The organism is Cupriavidus sp. 10L43_2 (genome assembly GCF_056395265.1).
In genome coordinates this window covers 39,967-55,255 of sequence record NZ_JBFTJE010000002.1, presented here as the reverse complement: position 1 = coordinate 55,255, position 15,289 = coordinate 39,967, and the positions used below count along the sequence as shown (strand labels likewise).

Here is a 15,289-nt window from a genome sequence, read left to right as displayed (position 1 = left end):
CCGGGTGGGATTCGCTTACTGCTTCGGCGCCTGCAGTTCCTGCTTGGCGGTTTCGTTGGCCGCCTTGTTGGCGTCCTTGCGCTCCTGCTTGGCGGCGCCAACATCCTGCTTGTATTCGCCCTTCGCGGCGGCCTTCTCGGCCTTGTACTGGTCGCTCGCAACCTTGCGGGCTTCGCGGCGCTCCACCAGCGGGTCCTTCGGCGGTTGAATCTGCGTCATGCCCGGCGGCACGGCGGCGTTGCCGCCGGCGGGTGCCGGGGCGGCCGTGGTCTGGGCGAAAGCGGTGGCGGACAACAGCCCAGCGGTCAGGGCGCCGATCAGCGAGCCAGTGCGGATGATTCGGTTCGTGGACATGTTCTTGGACATATGAGACCTCTCAAGATGTTGTTATCTCGGACGGTGCCCGCGTACAACCTGTGGCAGCGCGGGCACCACGCAATGCCGCACGCAGGATGTCTTGCCTTCCTGCGCCGCGCACCGAAGTTTAGAAGCCGACTCGTGCCCCGCGTGCCTCATTCCAACATCTCCTTACAAAAACTCATCGGCGCTGACAGACACTCTCCGACAACGCCACACTTTTCGCGAATTCTGCAGATTTGGCGTGCTTGAAGCGACCGGCTCCGTCGCCCACACTGGGAGGCATCGACCGTGCCAACCAGGAGGGATCATGCATCTCGAAGGCTCGTGCCAATGCGGCGCCGTGCAGTTCAGTCTGGAGTCCGATTCGCCCTGCCCCTATATGCATTGCCATTGCTCGATCTGCCGCAAGACTGGCGGCGGCGGAGGCTATGGCATCAACCTCGGCGGGGATGCCCACTCGCTGCGCGTTCGCGGCAAGAAGCATGTCTCGCGCTATCACGCTGTGATGCGCGAGCCCGGCCAGCGCCCCAAGCGCTCGAAGGCCTTCCGCCATTTCTGCGCCGAGTGCGGCAGTCCGCTGTGGCTCTGGGACCCGCGCTGGCCCGACATGGTCTACCCCAACGCGAGCGCCATCGACACGCCCCTGCCCCGCCCACCCGAAGTGGTGGAGGCTTCGCTGGAGAACGTCGCGCCATGGGTGGATGTGCCACGCGGCAAGGGCCATCGCCATTGCGAGACCTGGCCGGAAGAATCGCTGCACGACTGGCACAAGCGGCACCGCCTGCTGGCCTGAGTGGCCTAAAGTCGGACACTGGCCGACAGACGCCTGCCAAGTGATTTCCTATGCTCCAAGCATGGCGCCTCGCGCGCAAGGAGCCTGACATGCCGAGCTTCCGCCCTCTTCCTCTCCCGTTGGCCGTCTGCCTGACCGTCGCTGCGCTACTCGCCACGGGATGCGGCGAATCCGCCAAGCTGCCGGAGTCGGCCGGCATCGGCGCCTCGCCGCAATTGCCCGAGCCGAACAAGACGTTGATCCCGACCGTGCATATCGCGCCGGCCAAGGGCTGGGAGGACGGCAAGAAGCCGGTGGCGGCGGATGGCATGACGGTGACCGCATTCGCCGACAAGCTCGACCATCCGCGCTGGGTCTACGTGCTGCCCAATGGCGATGTCCTCGTGGCCGAGTCGAACGCGCCGCCCAAGCCGGACGACGGCAAAGGGATCAAGGGCTGGGTCATGAAGCAGGTGATGAAGCGCGCCGGCGCGGGTGTGCCGAGCGCCAACCGCATCACGCTGCTGCGCGACACCAACGGCGACGGCGTGGCCGACGAGCGCTCCGTCTTCCTCAAGGACCTGAATTCGCCGTTCGGCATGGTGCTGGTCGGCAACGACTTCTACGTGGCCAATACCGACGCCGTAGTGCGCTATCCCTACGCGCCGGGACAGCCGAGCATCACCGATCCGGGCCAGAAACTCGTGGATTTACCAGGCGGGCCGCTGAACCATCACTGGACCAAGAACATCATCGCCAGCCAGGACGGCAACAAGCTCTACGTCACGGTCGGCTCGAACAGCAACGTGGCCGAAAACGGCATCGACAAGGAAGCGGGCCGCGCCGCCATCTGGGAGGTGGATCGCCAGACCGGCCAGCACCGCGTGTTCGCCAGCGGCCTGCGCAACCCGAACGGCATGGCCTGGGAGCCGACCAGCGGCATGTTGTGGACGGCCGTGAATGAGCGCGATGAAATCGGCAGCGATCTGGTGCCGGACTACATTACCTCCGTGCGCGATGGCGGCTTCTACGGCTGGCCGTACAGCTACTACGGCCAGCATGTGGATGTGCGCGTGAAGCCGCCGACCCCCGATCTGGTGGCGAAGGCCATCGTGCCCGACTACGCGGTGGGCACGCATACGGCTTCGCTAGGGCTGGCCAGCGCCGCCGGCAACAGCCTGCCGGCAAGGTTCCAGCACGGGATGTTCATCGGCCAGCATGGCTCATGGAACCGCAAGCCGCGTGCCGGCTACAAGGTGATCTTCGTCCCGTTCGAGCAGGGCAAGCCCAACGGTGCGCCCTTCGACGTGCTGACCGGCTTCCTGACCGCCGACGGCGACGCCCAGGGCCGCCCGGTGGGCGTGGCCGTGGACAAGCGCGGCGGGTTGCTGGTGGCCGATGACGTCGGCAATGTGATCTGGCGCGTGACCGGCGCGACTAAATAGATAGCGCCGAAAAGCAAAAACCGGCGGCGCGAGCCCCTCGCGCCGCCGGAAGACCACCCACCACGATGGTCCAAACAACAATCCGACTGTGAAGAATCAGAAGCGGTGCTGGAGACCCGCCGTGACGCCGACCTGATTGTTGGCAGAGCCCACAAAGTCGCGCGAGAGACTCACGGTCTGACCGTTGCGCGCCTTGGCATAGCCTGCGGACAGGTAGGCCATGGTGCGTTTGGAAAGATTGTATTGAGCGCGCAGCGAGAACAGGATCGGATCGCCGTCCGTCGCGCCCTTGATGTTCTGCTTGTACACCGCGCCGTAGAGCGTGAAGGCCGGCGTGAAGTCGTACGCCGCGCCCACCCAGTACAGGTCGCTCAGCTGCGAGGCCGCGCCGTTCGTGAAGGTGCGCTTGTAGTTGCGGTAGCCGCCGTACAGCGCAAGCGAGCCGAAGTCATAGCTCAGGCCGGCGTGGACGCCCTGGATATAGTCCATCGTATCGGCCGGCGTGGTGCTGCCGCCCGCGCCGTTCTGGCGATCCCAGGTCACGGCGGTAGCGAAGCCGCCCGACGAATAGCCGACGCCGACGTCGTATTTCGACGAAGACTTGAACTCGCCCGGCACCTCGCCCAGCGAAACCGTGGCGCCCAGTTTCACGCCGCCGAACGTGCCGTCATAGCGAACCACATTGGTCGCACGCGAGAACATGCCGTCCTTGCGCCCGCCCGACGCCGTGGACGAGGTCGCCCACGAGTAGTTCGGCGCGTAGCCCATCGGGTCGAACGGCAGCATGAAATCGTAGGTCGTGGTGAAGTCACGGCCCAGCAGCAGGCGGCCCCATTTGTTCTGCAGGCCCACGGTGGCGCGGCGGTCGAACAGTGTGTTGTCGGTGTCCAGCTTGCCGGTGTCGATGGCGATACCGCTTTCCAGTTGGAACACGGCCTTCAGGCCGCCGCCCAGGTCCTCGGTGCCGCGCAGGCCCCAGCGCGAGGTATTCTTGCCGCCCGAGATCACCTTGACTGCCGAACCACCGCCCGGCCCGGCGTGGTTGAGGTACTCCACGCCCGAATCCACGATGCCGTACAGCGTGACGCTGGACTGCGCTGCCGCACCGCCCGTAGCAACGCAAGCCATCCCGGCAACGACCCATGCCATCCGTTTCATGCCTGTCTCCTGTGTCTTTTTTGTGAGTGAACGGCGCGAATGGTATGGGAGGCTCACTTTCAGATCGCTTTCGAAAATCCTTCAAATACGGACCGTTGCGGGCGTGCGGATTGGGGCTTTCCCTAGCTAGCCCGCCCCGCTGCTTCCCGGTATCAATCACGCGCTGTTGCCGTTCCCCTGCCGCTACTGCCGTCCCCCTGCCATGCGTATCCTGCTTGCCGAAGACAACCTGAAACTGGCCGCCTCCCTCGTGGAGTCCCTGGGCCAGAGCGGCTTCACGGTCGATTGCATGCACGACGGCGCGAGCGCCGACAACCTGCTCTCCACGCAGGACTACGCGCTGGCCATCCTCGATATCGGCCTGCCCCGCCTGGACGGCCTGGAAGTGCTGCGGCGCCTGCGGCAGCGGCGCAACCCGGTGCCGGTGCTGATCCTGACCGCGCACGGTTCCGTCGAAGACCGCGTGCGCGGCCTGGACCTCGGCGCCGACGACTACCTCGCCAAGCCCTTCGCCCTGACCGAACTGGAAGCCCGCGCCCGCGCGCTGATCCGGCGCAGCCACGGCCACGACCGCACCGCGCTGCACTGCGGGCCACTCCACTACGACGCCGTCAGCCGGGCCTTCACGCTGCACGGCACACTGCTGGCGCTGACCGGGCGCGAGCGCGCGGTGCTGGAGATCCTGCTGATGCGCGATGGCCGGGCCGTCAACAAGGCCGCGCTATCGGAGAAGATCTTCGGCATCGAGGAGTCGGTGAACCCGGACGCCATCGAGATCTACGTCTACCGGCTGCGCAAGAAGCTGGAAGGCAGCGGCGTCGGCATCGTCACGCTGCGCGGGCTGGGCTACCTGCTCGAGGTGCGCGCCCCGGCCCCCGAGGACGCCAACCTCGCCGCCCAGCCGTGAGCCGGTCAGGACCTCGGCGATGAAATCGGCGAGCCTGCGCTGGCAGCTCTCGCTGTGGCTGCTGCTGCCGCTGCTCGGGCTGCTGGCGCTCGACGCCTGGCTGACCGACCGCCGCGCCATGGCCGCCGCCCACGAGGCGTTCGACCGCACGCTGGCCGCCTCGCTCAAGGCCATGCGCGAGGGCATTAGTCTGCGCGACGGCCGCGTGGAGGTGGAGGTACCCTACCTCGCCCTCGAAGTCTTCGACGCCGAAGCCGGTTCGCGCATTTACTACGAGATCCGCGACGAGACCGGCGCCACCATCACCGGCTATCCGGCCCTGCCGATGCCGGCCCAACCCGTGCGCGCGCTCTATCGCACGCAGTTTTACGATGCCGACTATCGCGGCGAGCCGGTGCGGATGGCCGCCATGCCGCTGCCGCTGCACGACGTGCGCTCCGCGCGCACGCAACTGGTCTGGGTGCTCGTGGCCGAGACCACCGAGCCGCGCGCGCAACTGGCCAATGACATCCTGATGGGATCGCTGCTGCAGGAGCTGATGCTGGTCAGCCTGGCGCTGGCCATCGTCTGGTTCGGGGTGCGGCGCGGGCTGCGGCCGCTGCACCGGCTGTCCGAGGCGATAAGCGCGCGTGGCCCGGACGACCTCCAGCCGCTGGACGCCGCCACGCTGCCCGTGGAGACCCAGCCGCTGGTCAACGCCGTCAACCAGTACGTGGCGCGGCTCCAGCGCATGGTCGAGGGGCGCAAGCGCTTCTTTGCCGATGCCGCGCACCAGCTCAAGACGCCGCTGGCCATCATCCAGGCCGAATCGGAACTGGCGCTGCGCGAACGCGAACTGGCCGGCGCGCGGGCGCATCTGGCCCGCCTCAACAGCTCGGTCCGGCAGGCGGCGAAGGAGGTGGAGCAGCTGCTGTCGCTCTCCCGGCTGGAGCCGGACAGCGGCTACGCGCCCACGCTCCACCGGCTGCGGCTCGGCGCGCTGGCGCAGGCGGTGGCCCTGGACTGGGCGCCACTCGCCCGGCGGGACGGGGTGGATCTGGGTTTCGAAGGAGACGTTGCCGAAGCTGGCGACGCGCAGGATGAGATCGACGGCCAGCCCGAACTCCTCCAGGAACTACTCGGCAACCTGATCGACAACGCGGTGCGCTACGCGGGCGCTGGCGCCATGGTGACGGTGCGTGTGCGCGGCACGCGGCTACAGGTGGAGGACAACGGCCCCGGCATCGCGCCGCAGGACCGGGAACCTGTGTTCCAGCGCTTCTATCGGGGCGAGGCCAGCGCAGCGCGCGCCGGTAGCGGGCTCGGACTATCCATCGTGCGGGAAATCGCCCGACTCCACGGCGCGGCAATCGTGCTCGGCGACACGCCCGGCGGCGGCCTGACCATCGCGCTTCATTTCCCGCCTGCCGGGGGCGAGGCGGCCTAGCTCTTGCCCGTCAGCTTGCCGATCCGGCGCCCGAACCAGTCGTCGATCATGACCTTCTCGTAGCGCAGCCGGTCCGACGGCCCGTACAGGTTCACGCCCCAACCGAAATTCATGTTCGAGATGCGCTCCTGCGCGCTGGCCACCACCTCGTCACCGTGGCGCAGTTCATATTGCAGCGTCATGCGCGGCCACGTGGCATCCCGGATCACGCGCACCTGCTGCGCGTAGCGCCAGTCGATATAGCCGGCCAGATCGATGTCCAGCACCTCGATCGTCAGCGAATACCCCTCCGGCAACTTGCGCGCCGCCAGTTTGGCGAAGTGCTTTCGGATGTCATCGAGCACCTGCCGGTCACTGCCATACGACTGCGACCATGAGGCATCGGTATAGGTCTCGGGATGGATGAACGTCACCGACAACGCCGAAGACGGCTGCCCCTGCGAAGGCGCCGGCGCCCCGCCGGCCGCCCCGGACACCCCCAGCGTCGCCAAGGCAACCAGAACGGGAAGAAAGTACGTGGACATGGCATCACGCCTGCAGAAAGCACGGCCTGGAACGCCGACGAACGATGCCCGGACAAATCAGGACAGGAACGCATGCGCCACCCGGCATCAAGCCGCTGAGCCCGGGATGGTTTCAGGATAGGTCAGCGGGGGAAACGCATCTGGCCCCTAACCGCCCGGGTTCCCCGCCATCGACGTCTCACAAGGCCTGGCGTAAGCTGAACCCCTCTTATTTCCCGACCCAGCGAGAAGCGATGCCCACCTATGACTACCGGTGTGACGATTGCGGCGATTTTGCGTTGATGCGGCCGATGGCGCAGCGGGACGAGCCGGTTGGCTGCCCGCACTGTGGCAAGGCTGCGGCGCGGGCGCTGGTGGCCGCGCCGGCGTTGGCGGGGGCACCGGGGGCCGTGCCGTCGGAGTTGGCGGGCCATGGTGCAGGGTGTGCCTGCTGCGGGCCGGTGAAGCTGGCCGGGCGTGCCGATGGCGGCCGGGGTGGCGCGGGGTGGTCCAAGTTCAGCTCGGGCTGACCGGGCCAGTCTACGTTTATCGTCCGCTCAGCGCGCCAGCCACGCCAGCAGCAGCGCGTTGACGGCCGTATCGGCCTCGTATTGGACCCAGTGGCCGGCGCCGGGCACGATCTCGCCGCGCCGGCCTTCCCGCCCGTCGATCAGGCTTGCCAGCACCTCTGGCGGATCGGCGGTCACGTCGTGCTCCCCGAAGGCCATCAGCACCGGCCCACCGAAGCGGTCCAGCGCCGCGCGCAGCCCGCCGGCGCGTGAAATCTGCTTGCTGCGGAAGCGCGTGTCGCGGCAGGACTCGGTGTAGGCGAGCAGCGCCAGCGCATCCACCTTGGCGGGGTCCGCGATCATGAACGCGGCGACGTTCTGCTGCATCGCCGCCGCCAGCGTCTCGGGGCTCTCGGCGCGGCGCCAGTCGACCAGCGCGATGGTCTGCCGCCGTGTGCCGCCGTGGCCACCCGGCCCCAGCAGCGCCAGCCCGCGCACGTTGGGCAGGCGGGAGGCCAGATGCGAGGCCGTCAGCCCGCCGAACGAGAAGCCGACCAGATCGACATCGCCCATATCGGGCAGTTGGGCGAAGTTCGCCACCACGGCCTCCACCAGCGCCGGCATGTCGGTCCCCACCGGGTCTCCGGAGACGCCGTAGCCGGGCAGATCGGGCACCCAGACCGTATGGCGGGCCGCCAGCGCCTCGATATTGCGCACCCAGTGCAGCCAGCTGCCGTGGCCGCCGTGCACGAGCAGCGCATCCGGCCCGCTGCCAAAGCGGCGCCACACCATGCGGCACCCGGCCGCTTCCGTGACGCGGGTCGTGCCCTGCGCCGTCAATCGTGCGACGAATGCTGCCGCCGATGTGTCTTCCTTCAAAATCCTGCCTCCCCAGTGAATCCGCGCCGCTCAGAGCGGCAGCGACAAGCTCGCTTCCAGGCCGCCCTCGCGCCGATTCTGTAGCTTCAACTCCCCACGCATGGCCTTGGCCAGTCGCAGGGCGATGGCCAGCCCCAAGCCGCTGCCCGGACCCCGGCTGGCGGTGTGCGGCGACCGGTACCATGGCCTCAACACGGCATCCAGCTCCGATGGCGCGATCCCGGGTCCGGAATCGATCACAGCCAGATGCAGGCGCCTATTCTCCATGCGAACGGCGATGCGGACAACGCTGCCATAGCGAAACGCATTGTCGATCAGGTTGACCAGCACGCGGCGCAGCGCGTGTGGACAGGTGACGATCGGGCGTCCCACCTGCCCTTCCAGCGCCAGTACGCAGCCCGCATCCCGATAGTCCTGGACCAGCACGTCGAGGAGGCTATCCGCGTCCACGCTCCGCAGCGGCTGTACAAGGCCGCTCTGCATGCGCGCGCAGGACAGGCTGGCTTCGGCGAGTTCCCGCATTTCGTCGAGATCACGCTCCATGGCGTGACGCAGCGGCGCGTCGTCGATCATCTCGCAACGCAGCAGCATGCGTGTCAGCGGCGTGCGCAAGTCATGCGCATACGATGCCTGCATGGTCAGCAGCTCGGATTCTCGCGCCTTGCATCGCCGGTACATCCATTGCGCACAAACCAGTGCAAAGAGCAGCAATCCGGCGCATCCGAGCAGGAGCACACTCGTCAGGGCTCCCGGTTCCATAGTCATTGGCATTCTCCGTTCGCCGTCAACCAAACGGCGCTGCGGAATATCACCATGACGCGGTGCAAGGCGCCATCATCCGGTGAGATGGCGGTCCCTAAACCTTCATTTACGCGAACGCTTCGCCGGTGGCCGGGCTAGGCAGCGCGCGCCTCGCCCAGCGCGCGCAAGATCTGAACGGCCTCTACCACCGTGCGCGCGTTCATCTTGCGCATCGCGTGGCCGCGATAAATCTTCGCGGTGATCTCGGCAATGCCCATGGCCGCGGCAATCTGCTTGTTCATCATGCCGGCCACGACATGCCGGAGGACCTCGCGCTCACGGGCGGTCAGCGTATCCCAGGACCGTCGCAGCCCGCGCAACGACTGCTCCGTTTCAAGCTGCTGCATGTCGCGCTCCAGCGCGGCAATGACGGCGTCGATCATGTCCTGGTCCCGGAACGGCTTGGCCAGGAAATCGACCGCACCAGCCTTCATGGCCTTCACCGACATGGCGATATCGGCGTGGCCGCTCATGAAGACGATCGGCATGTGCGGCTGGCCCTTTTGCATTGCCGACTTCTGGAACGCGAGCCCGCTTTGCCCGCGCAGGCGGACATCGAGCACAAGACAGGCGGGGCCGATCACTTTCGGCGCGCGCTGAAAGTCCTCCACGGACCCGAACGCCCGGACCTGCAGATCGATGGACTCCAGGAGGCTGGTCAGGGCTTTGCGCATCAGTTCGTCGTCGTCCACGATATGGACCGTGCCCTGGGCGAGCACCTGCGGATAAGCCGTGGAAGCATGGTGGGGGGCAGTCATGGTCGGAAACGGTGCGCTATAGAAGAAGTGAATCTGGAATGCTCTGACATACGCCGGCAGGCGCGCATCCATACCAAGGTATGGGTCTACACGGTATCCAGCGCCTGCCCCTTTGTCTCGGGCAACAGCAAGACCATGAGCAGCACCACGCCGTACGCGGCCCCCGAGAAAATGGCGATGGCCATGGCAAGACTCGTGGAGTGGCTGAGCATGCCGACCAGACTCGGAAACAGGGCGCCGATGCCGCGCCCGAAATTGTAGGTAAAGCTCTGCCCGTTGGCGCGGCTTTCCGAGGGATACAACTCCGTCAGGTAGGCGCCGACCCCACTGAAAATGCCGCAGGACGCGAAGCCCAGCGGGAAACCGAGCCACAGCATCTCCGCGTTGGAAAGGGGCAGCGTCAGGTAGAGGTATACCGAGGCGATCGACAGCAGCGCAAACAGGATGAAGTTGCGCCGGCGCCCCCAGTAGTCGGACAGATAGGCGCCGACGACATACCCACAGAAGGAGCCCACGATGATCACCATCAGGTAGCCGCCGGTGTTCAGCACGGACAGGTGCCGCTCCAGCTTCAGGTAGGCGGGCAGCCATGTCGACATCGCATAGAAGCCGCCCTGGATGCCCGTGCACAGCAGCGCGGCCAGCACGGTCCGGCGCAGCAACGCCGGCGAGAAAATGACCCACATCGAAGCGGGCTTGACCCCTTGTCGCCTTGCCTCGGCCGCCGTCGCGAACACTTCGGGCTCCGGCACGTGCTTGCGCACGTACAGGACGAGCAGCGCGGGCAGGACGCCCACCCAGAACAAGCTGCGCCACGCCAGCGACTCGGGTAGCACCGAGAACGCAATGCTGTAGAGAATCGCCGCGAGCCCCCAGCCGACCGCCCAGCCGCTTTGCACCAGGCCGACCGCCTTGCCACGGTGCTTCGGGGCGATGATCTCCCCGATCAGCACGGCGCCCACGGCCCATTCCCCGCCGAAGCCGAGCCCCTGCAAGGCACGGAGCACGAAGATCTGCTCGAAATTCTGCGCGAAGCCGATCGCGAACGTGCAGACGGAGAACCAGAGGATTGTGCCCTGCAACACCTTGACCCGGCCGTAGCGGTCCGCCAGCATGCCCGCGATCCATCCGCCAATCGCGGAGAAGATCAGCGTCACGGTGCCCAGCAGCCCTGCCTGGCCCCGGTCCAGTCCCCAGACGTCGATCAGTGACGCGAGGACAAAGCTGAACACCATGAAATCGAAGGCATCGGTGGCCCAGCCGATGAACGATGCCAGGAACGTCCGCCTGGCTTGCGGGCTCAGTTCCGCATACCAGTCCAGGCTGGATGGGCTCGGCAACGCGGGCTGGTCAATGTTTTTTGTTGTCATTGTCTAGGCCGTTCGAAGGAACTATCGGGGCAGGCCGGATGCCGCGTCGCGGGCGGCAAGCGCGCGACGGATGACATCGGGGGTAGCAGGCGCCTCGCGGATCCGCACGCCAATCGCATCATGGATGGCATTGAGGATGGCGGCCGCCGTGGGCACCAATGCCGGCTCGCCAATGCCTTTTGCCCCGTAGGGGCCGATGGCCGTGGGCGCCTCGATGAAGATCGACTGGACCTCGGGCATGTCGTGCACCGTGGGAATCAGGTAATCGTGCAGATTGTTGTGCCGGCCCGGGTGGTATTTCTCCATCAACGCCATGCCGACGCCCTGCGCCACCGCCCCCTCGACCTGCCCTTCGAGCAGCGTCGGGTTGACCATGCGGCCCACGTCATGCGCCGCCACCACTTTCAGCACGCGGACGCGTCCGCTCTCGCAGTCCACCACCACTTCCGCCATCTGGGCGCCGAACGCATAGGTCGCGTAGGGACTGCCTTGCCCGGCGGCATCTAGAGAAGTGATGGGCGGATCGAAACGCTCTTCCGCCGCGACGACATAGCCGTGGGCGTCGACCGGGAGCGTCCGAAGATCCAGGGCACGATCGTCGATGGCGATGCCGCTCGCACTGACCCGGATCTTCGCATCGGCCGCCGCGCCTGCCAGCGCCAGCAGCCGGTGGCGCAAGGCCGTACCGGCAAGATAGGCTGCGCGGCCCGTGATGAAGGTCTGGCGCGACGCCGAGGTGCGGCCGCAATCCGGTGTGAGATGCGTGTCCGGCCCGATGAACTGTAGTTGGTCGACCGGAACACCGAGCGCGTCGGCGGCGATCTGGGGAATGACCGTGTTCGCGCCCTGCCCCGCGTCCACCGCGCCCTGATGCAGGACCACCGTGCCGTCCGGCCGGACACCGAAGCGCACCGTGGAAGGATTCGGCAACGCCGTGTTGCCGCAGCCATAGAAGAACGCGGCGATGCCGACGCCATGGCGAATATGGCTGGGCGAGGCTGCGTTCAGGCTGGCGATGCGGCTCCGTGCCGCCTGCCATGCCGGACGCAGCGCGTCGAGGCATTCGACCAGCCCCACGCTGTGGTCGAGCACCTGCCCGGTCGGCAACGAGTCGCCGGGCCGCAGGGCGTTCTTCGCCCGAAACTCCAGCGGATCGATGCCCGCCGCGAGCGCAAGTTCGTCGATCAGTTGCTCCTGCGACATCATCGTCTGCGGCACGCCGAAGCCACGGAACGCCCCGGCGGGGGTGATGTGGGTATGGATGGCACGCGTGTGCGCACGGTAGTGCGGCAGGACGTACGGGCCGCCAGCGTGCACCGGCACCCGATTGGCCACAGCGGTGCCCCAGGAGGCAAAGGCACCGGTATTGAAATCGCCCTCGAACTCCACCGCGCACAACCGGCCATCGGCATCGGCGGCCATGGTAGACGTCATGCGGCCCGGGTGGCGCTTGGTCGAGGTGCCCATCGATTCTTCGCGCGAGAACACCATGGCCACGGGCCTGTCGAGGTGCCACGCCGCGATGGCGAGCAGCGGCTGGACCGTCATGTCCAGCTTGCCGCCGAAGCCTCCGCCGACGGCCGTGGCCACCACGCGCACCCGCTCGGGCGGCACGCCAAGGATACGGGCCAGATCGCCGCGATGCGGGTGCGGCGCCTGGGTGGACGAGTGAATCTCGATCATGTCGCCGACGCGCCGCGCCCAGCCCGCTTCCGGCTCGAGGTAGGCGTGCTCGACGAAACTCGAGTTGAACGGGGCGCTCACCACGTGACGGGCGTCCTGAATCGCGCGCCCGGTGTCGCCGCGGCGTACGTGCCCTTCGATCAGCACATTACCCGGACGGTTGGCATGGAGCTGCGGGCTGCCTTCGCTTACGGCTTCTGCGGGGGTCAGAACCGGCGCGAGGGGCTCCCACGCCACGGGAAAGCGCGCCAGGGACAGGGCCTCGATCGCCTCGCGCTCGCCGACGACCAGCGCTACCGCTTCGAGATAGTGCCGCGTCTCCGCTTCCGGCAGGACAGGCTGATCGGCGTACGGGGTGGCCACACCATGCAGATTGATCCCGGGGACATCGGCATGGGTCAGGATGCGATGCACACCGGGATGCGCATCGACGAACGCGTTCAGGTCGCCGAATGCGAAGCGCGCACGGTGATGGGGGCTGCGGACCGCGCGCACGACCAGACTGTTGGCCGGGTAAGCGTCGCCGCCGAAGCGCTGGCTCCCATCGACCTTCTCCGGCCCATCCAGCCGAGTCAGGGGCACGCCCACGGCGGGGCCTTCGGATGGCGGGGGGGTGCAATGCCGCACCCCGCTGCCGCAACCGACTTCGGTCACGGCGTCCACGATCTTCTGGTAGCCGGTGCACCGGCACAGCACGCCCTCGATGGCGGCACGGGCAGTTGCGCGATCGGTCACGCGGCCGGCGTCGATCGCCGTCGCCGACGCCATCAGCATGCCCGGCGTGCAGAAGCCGCATTGCACCGCCTGATGCGCGAGAAACGCCTGCTGGAGCCGCGCGCCACACTGCGTGCCTTCGGCCAGTCCCTCGACGGTCACGACGCGGCGACCCGCCACCTGCCCCACGGGGGTCAGGCAGGCATAGCGCGGCTCGCCATCCACCAGGACCGTGCAGCTTCCGCAGTCACCCTGGCGACAGCCGTCCTTCGTGCCGAATTGCCGCAGCCCGGCGCGCAGGTAGTCGAGAAGGCGCTGGGACTGGTCCGTTGGCAGCGGCAGGCGCTTGCCGTTCAGTTCGAAGCCCTCTTCACCGGGCGGCGTCGGTGCTTCGCCGGCAGCGCCTGCGTTGGGAACGGAAAGGGAAATGTCATCCAGCAGATACGCCATGAGCGGCCTCCTCGATGCAATGGGTCAAGGCGCGCATGATGGCGAGCCGTGCGAGATGGGTGCGATGGGCGGCAGTCGCGCGGCAGTCTTCTATCGGAGACAGGGCTGCAAGCGAGGCGCCGTCGATGATGTCGCGCAGTGCTTCCGGCCGCTGCGCCAGCAATGACGCCTCCAGTGCCGGCATCCGCAGCGCGACCGCCGAGGCGCCGCCGACAGCAACGGCGGCGTCCTCCACTGTGTTCACTGCGGACATGCGCAGCCGCACGGCGGCTGATACCACGGCGAGGGCCGAGCCGTCACGATTTGTGCATTTGACGAACGCCGTGCGGTCCGCGTCGGCCGGCAGCGGAAACAGGATGGCGACGAGCAGTTCATCGGCCTTCAGGGCGACCTGACGGGCGCCCAGGAGAAATTCGTGCAGCGGCAGCCGCCGCACGCCCCGGACACTCGCCAGTTCGACCTGCGCATCAAGCGACAGCAAGGGCGGCACGCCATCCGCAATCGGCGACGCGTGGCACAGGTTGCCGCCGATGGAGCCCTGGACGCGAATCTGCAGCGAGCCAACGGCCGCCGCCGCGTCCCGGAGCGCCACCGGCAGCCACGTGGTCAGTGCGACGGATTCCCAGGCGCTGGCGGCGCCGATCCGCACCCAGCCATCGCACCGCTCGATGCGGCGCAAGGCGTCGATGCGGCTGATGTCCACCCATTCCGACCGGGCCGGCACGAGCGCCAGATCGGCGAAGGCATCGGTTCCGCCGCAGACCACACGCCGCCGCGGATCATCCGCAAGCGTTGCGAGCGCTTCCTCGACGGTGTGGGCACGGAAATAGTTCATGGCTATGGGGCGGAAGGCGGCGTTGCCGGGGCGGGGGCATCCGCGCGGACGGCGCGCAACACACTATCTATCACAAATTCTTCCCAATGGCGCACCGCTTCCGGGGTATCCAGTTCCTCGCCAAGGAACACCGACAAGGTGTAGCGGTTCGACGTATAAAAATAGGCCGCCGATGCGATCAGGAGGAACACATCGCGCGCATTCAGGTCCGGGCGGAACAGACCCCGCTCGGCGCCACTCGCCAGTATCCGGGCCACGATCTGCACCGCATGCGCCGAATATTCGCCCCGGCGCTCCAGCTTGGACACGTGCCGGCCCTTGTGCTGGTTCTCCGTGTTGAGCAGATTGACGAACTCGGGATTGCGCCGGTAGTAGTCCAGCTTGAACCGGATCAGGATCTCGAGCGCCTCCACCGGCCTCGCCGGATCCGGCGCCACCTTGGCTTCGGCCTCGTCCATTCGCCGGTAGATGTCTTCCAGCACCGCGACGAACAGCCCCTCCTTGCTCCCGTAGTAGTAATAGATCATCCGGTCATAAGACTTCGCCAGGCTGGAGATCTTTTCCACGCTGCCGCCTTCGTAGCCGTATCGAGCGAAGACCTTGGTCGCCGCGCGAAGAATCTTGTCGCGGGTGGCTTGCGCCGTCGCTTCCCGGATGCCGGTTCCGCGCACAGCCTTTTTTCCTGCTGGGGTCATATCACTCCTATGGTGGCGGCATGC

15 protein-coding genes are annotated in these 15,289 nt (G+C 67.1%); 5 read left to right on the top strand and 10 right to left on the bottom strand.

The window, feature by feature from the left end:
• Positions 1-15 precede the first annotated feature (15 nt).
• The gene (locus tag AC1DEL_RS02570; RefSeq protein ID WP_092297967.1) at positions 16-354 is read right to left on the bottom strand and encodes a hypothetical protein; all 339 of its coding nucleotides are present in this window, start codon (positions 352-354) and stop codon (positions 16-18) included.
• Positions 355-667: 313 nt separating this feature from the next.
• On the opposite strand from AC1DEL_RS02570, the gene AC1DEL_RS02565 reads away from it, so the two are divergent.
• Complete coding sequence (locus AC1DEL_RS02565; RefSeq protein ID WP_092297849.1) at positions 668-1,153, top strand: GFA family protein; 486 nt, start codon at positions 668-670, stop codon at positions 1,151-1,153.
• A gap of 89 nt (positions 1,154-1,242) precedes the next feature.
• A complete protein-coding gene (locus AC1DEL_RS02560) occupies positions 1,243-2,577 on the top strand; it encodes a PQQ-dependent sugar dehydrogenase (RefSeq protein ID WP_477125160.1) in 1,335 nt (444 codons plus the stop codon).
• Positions 2,578-2,673: 96 nt separating this feature from the next.
• Here the strand turns inward: AC1DEL_RS02560 and AC1DEL_RS02555 are convergent, their stop codons facing one another.
• Positions 2,674-3,735 (bottom strand): porin, encoded by a 1,062-nt coding sequence (locus AC1DEL_RS02555; RefSeq protein WP_092297843.1) that lies wholly within the window; start codon positions 3,733-3,735, stop codon positions 2,674-2,676.
• A gap of 202 nt (positions 3,736-3,937) precedes the next feature.
• Here AC1DEL_RS02555 and AC1DEL_RS02550 point away from each other — a divergent pair, with 202 nt between their 5' ends.
• Both AC1DEL_RS02550 and AC1DEL_RS02545 read left to right on the top strand, forming a co-directional pair.
• Entirely contained in the window at positions 3,938-4,642 is a 705-nt protein-coding gene (locus AC1DEL_RS02550; RefSeq protein ID WP_092297840.1) for a response regulator, read from the top strand.
• A gap of 19 nt (positions 4,643-4,661) precedes the next feature.
• Complete coding sequence (locus AC1DEL_RS02545) at positions 4,662-6,068, top strand: sensor histidine kinase (RefSeq protein WP_092297838.1); 1,407 nt, start codon at positions 4,662-4,664, stop codon at positions 6,066-6,068.
• Here the strand turns inward: AC1DEL_RS02545 and AC1DEL_RS02540 are convergent.
• Positions 6,065-6,592 carry a DUF3016 domain-containing protein gene (locus tag AC1DEL_RS02540; RefSeq protein WP_441590870.1) on the bottom strand — a complete coding sequence of 176 codons (528 nt, stop codon included), beginning with the start codon at positions 6,590-6,592 and terminating at the stop codon, positions 6,065-6,067. The genes AC1DEL_RS02545 and AC1DEL_RS02540 overlap by 4 nt on opposite strands.
• Positions 6,593-6,825: 233 nt before the next feature.
• On the opposite strand from AC1DEL_RS02540, the gene AC1DEL_RS02535 reads away from it, so the two are divergent.
• Positions 6,826-7,101 (top strand): FmdB family zinc ribbon protein, encoded by a 276-nt coding sequence (locus AC1DEL_RS02535; protein ID WP_092297832.1) that lies wholly within the window; start codon positions 6,826-6,828, stop codon positions 7,099-7,101.
• Positions 7,102-7,128: 27 nt separating this feature from the next.
• Here AC1DEL_RS02535 and AC1DEL_RS02530 read toward each other — a convergent pair whose 3' ends face one another.
• The 7 genes from AC1DEL_RS02530 to AC1DEL_RS02500 all read right to left on the bottom strand — a co-directional run bounded on the left by AC1DEL_RS02530 (position 7,129) and on the right by AC1DEL_RS02500 (position 15,265).
• On the bottom strand, positions 7,129-7,959 hold the full coding sequence (locus tag AC1DEL_RS02530) for an alpha/beta fold hydrolase (protein ID WP_255370911.1): 831 nt from the start codon (positions 7,957-7,959) through the stop codon (positions 7,129-7,131).
• A 30-nt stretch (positions 7,960-7,989) separates the two neighbouring features.
• Positions 7,990-8,724, bottom strand: a complete 735-nt coding sequence (locus AC1DEL_RS02525) for a sensor histidine kinase (protein WP_477108073.1) — start codon at positions 8,722-8,724, stop codon at positions 7,990-7,992.
• Positions 8,725-8,855: 131 nt separating this feature from the next.
• Positions 8,856-9,518 carry a response regulator transcription factor gene (locus AC1DEL_RS02520; RefSeq protein WP_092297961.1) on the bottom strand — a complete coding sequence of 221 codons (663 nt, stop codon included), beginning with the start codon at positions 9,516-9,518 and terminating at the stop codon, positions 8,856-8,858.
• A gap of 86 nt (positions 9,519-9,604) precedes the next feature.
• A complete protein-coding gene (locus AC1DEL_RS02515; RefSeq protein WP_477125159.1) occupies positions 9,605-10,888 on the bottom strand; it encodes an MFS transporter in 1,284 nt (427 codons plus the stop codon).
• 21 nt (positions 10,889-10,909) lie between these two features.
• Positions 10,910-13,735, bottom strand: coding sequence for a molybdopterin-dependent oxidoreductase (locus AC1DEL_RS02510; protein WP_477125158.1), 2,826 nt, complete (start codon positions 13,733-13,735; stop codon positions 10,910-10,912).
• Positions 13,716-14,570, bottom strand: coding sequence for an FAD binding domain-containing protein (locus AC1DEL_RS02505; protein ID WP_477125157.1), 855 nt, complete (start codon positions 14,568-14,570; stop codon positions 13,716-13,718). Before AC1DEL_RS02505 ends, AC1DEL_RS02510 begins: the two co-directional genes overlap by 20 nt.
• Before the next feature lie 2 nt (positions 14,571-14,572).
• Positions 14,573-15,265 carry a TetR/AcrR family transcriptional regulator gene (locus AC1DEL_RS02500; protein ID WP_477125156.1) on the bottom strand — a complete coding sequence of 231 codons (693 nt, stop codon included), beginning with the start codon at positions 15,263-15,265 and terminating at the stop codon, positions 14,573-14,575.
• Between the last annotated feature and the right edge of the window lie 24 nt (positions 15,266-15,289).

Coding starts and splice junctions, on each gene's coding strand:
- AC1DEL_RS02570 (WP_092297967.1), bottom strand. CDS start 354: ATGTCCACGAACCGAATCATCCGCACTGGCTCGCTGATCGGCGCCCTG.
- AC1DEL_RS02565 (WP_092297849.1), top strand. CDS start 668: ATGCATCTCGAAGGCTCGTGCCAATGCGGCGCCGTGCAGTTCAGTCTG.
- AC1DEL_RS02560 (WP_477125160.1), top strand. CDS start 1,243: ATGCCGAGCTTCCGCCCTCTTCCTCTCCCGTTGGCCGTCTGCCTGACC.
- AC1DEL_RS02555 (WP_092297843.1), bottom strand. CDS start 3,735: ATGAAACGGATGGCATGGGTCGTTGCCGGGATGGCTTGCGTTGCTACG.
- AC1DEL_RS02550 (WP_092297840.1), top strand. CDS start 3,938: ATGCGTATCCTGCTTGCCGAAGACAACCTGAAACTGGCCGCCTCCCTC.
- AC1DEL_RS02545 (WP_092297838.1), top strand. CDS start 4,662: ATGAAATCGGCGAGCCTGCGCTGGCAGCTCTCGCTGTGGCTGCTGCTG.
- AC1DEL_RS02540 (WP_441590870.1), bottom strand. CDS start 6,592: ATGTCCACGTACTTTCTTCCCGTTCTGGTTGCCTTGGCGACGCTGGGG.
- AC1DEL_RS02535 (WP_092297832.1), top strand. CDS start 6,826: ATGCCCACCTATGACTACCGGTGTGACGATTGCGGCGATTTTGCGTTG.
- AC1DEL_RS02525 (WP_477108073.1), bottom strand. CDS start 8,724: ATGACTATGGAACCGGGAGCCCTGACGAGTGTGCTCCTGCTCGGATGC.
- AC1DEL_RS02520 (WP_092297961.1), bottom strand. CDS start 9,518: ATGACTGCCCCCCACCATGCTTCCACGGCTTATCCGCAGGTGCTCGCC.
- AC1DEL_RS02515 (WP_477125159.1), bottom strand. CDS start 10,888: ATGACAACAAAAAACATTGACCAGCCCGCGTTGCCGAGCCCATCCAGC.
- AC1DEL_RS02510 (WP_477125158.1), bottom strand. CDS start 13,735: ATGGCGTATCTGCTGGATGACATTTCCCTTTCCGTTCCCAACGCAGGC.
- AC1DEL_RS02505 (WP_477125157.1), bottom strand. CDS start 14,570: ATGAACTATTTCCGTGCCCACACCGTCGAGGAAGCGCTCGCAACGCTT.
- AC1DEL_RS02500 (WP_477125156.1), bottom strand. CDS start 15,265: ATGACCCCAGCAGGAAAAAAGGCTGTGCGCGGAACCGGCATCCGGGAA.